This is a genomic window from Novosphingobium resinovorum (assembly GCF_027922145.1).
GTDB lineage: Bacteria > Pseudomonadota > Alphaproteobacteria > Sphingomonadales > Sphingomonadaceae > Novosphingobium > Novosphingobium resinovorum.
On the sequence record NZ_BSFC01000060.1, the window covers coordinates 1 to 1,352 of the forward strand.

General features: G+C 63.0%; 1 protein-coding gene. It reads right to left on the minus strand.

What is annotated here, in order from left to right:
- Positions 1 to 1,352, minus strand: a 1,352-nt coding sequence (locus PKE80_RS25235) for a transposase (protein ID WP_271184829.1), incomplete at both ends; no start/stop codon positions are given.

Genomic DNA, 1,352 nt, shown 5'->3' on the forward strand with positions numbered 1-1,352 from the left:
CAGACATGATGATAAGCAGGACACCGGTTTCGGCTGCGACTTGGCCGACGAGGGCGAAGATCAGCGCGTTTTCGGTCTGAGCAACGAGCAAAAACGCCTGTGAAGCGCTGGCGGCCTCCCTTGGGGTGCCACATCCGAACAGTGCGCGCATGAGGATGCCCAGGTTGAAGCCGGCGACGTGGATCAGATACCTCTTGTGGAGGTTTTCGCGCCCACGCAGCCATGCGCGGCGCATGCCGCCCCGGTCCAGGACATGGGCAAAGCTGCGTTCCACCAGCTCGCCGCGTTTGCGCATGGTCTTGCGTCCGATGCGGGATTTCAGGCGGGCGCGATTGGCGTAGACCGCCTTCTGCGCTTCCTCGTCACCGTGCCAGCGCAGGATGCCTTTGGCCGGCAAGGGCTCCGATATGCGGGTCTTCCACGGCCCGTTTGCGAGTGCCTTGAGGCCCTCGCGGGAGTGATACCCCTTGTCGGTTACAAGATCGCACGGGGTGTCCGGGGCCGGTGCCATATCGACTGTCGCCAGGTTACGCGCAGCCGCCTCGAGCGTCGCCTCGAGGGTGTTCGTATCGCCCTTGTCCGCAGGATGGATCGGCGCTGCGACGATCACGCCGGTATCCAGATCGACCGCATGTTCAGGCTTGTAACCAAGCCGCGTCGAGCCGTTCTTCATCCGCGCCACCTTGGCGTCCGGATCGACCGGGCTCTCCCAATCCGTGTTCGACAGCTTCTTGCCCGTGCGTCTGCGATCAAGGCGCACCAGGTCGTCGGCTGTTGGTGTCTCGATGCCGCTCTCGTGCGCCATGCGCGTCAGCATCTCACGATACGTCTCGCCAGTGTCGCGCCGCACGATCGTGCGCAGCGCCGCATTGGCTTCCATCGTCGATCCGTCCACGCCGATCCGTTCGGCCTTCACCAGCTCATGATCTGCTACGAGCCCCAGAACCCAGGCAAATATCTGGTCATGAACCTCGTGCGGCAGCCGGCTGCGGGTTTTCGACATCCAACTATGGTCGGGGACTTTCTCCCGCGTCGTCAACCGCAGAAACTCGCGCAGCGAAAGCGAGTCCGAACACCGCCACACAATCCCGCGCTCGGAGTGAATGCCTTCGAAATAGCCGATCAGCAGCATCCGAAAGTATCGGCCGGGGGGTACCGATGGCGCCCCCATCCGCGCAGCGTAATAGGCCTGGCACGCCTCTTCCACAAAGCGGTCGAACCCGGCATCCACCAGCAGCTTCTGAAGCTTGTCGTAAAAGGCGTGCCCGGGAGAGCGCGGTATATCTGACCACGACACGATCAGATCCGCCTGCACATCACCATCACGTCGCATCGCCATCGTCGCTGACCGC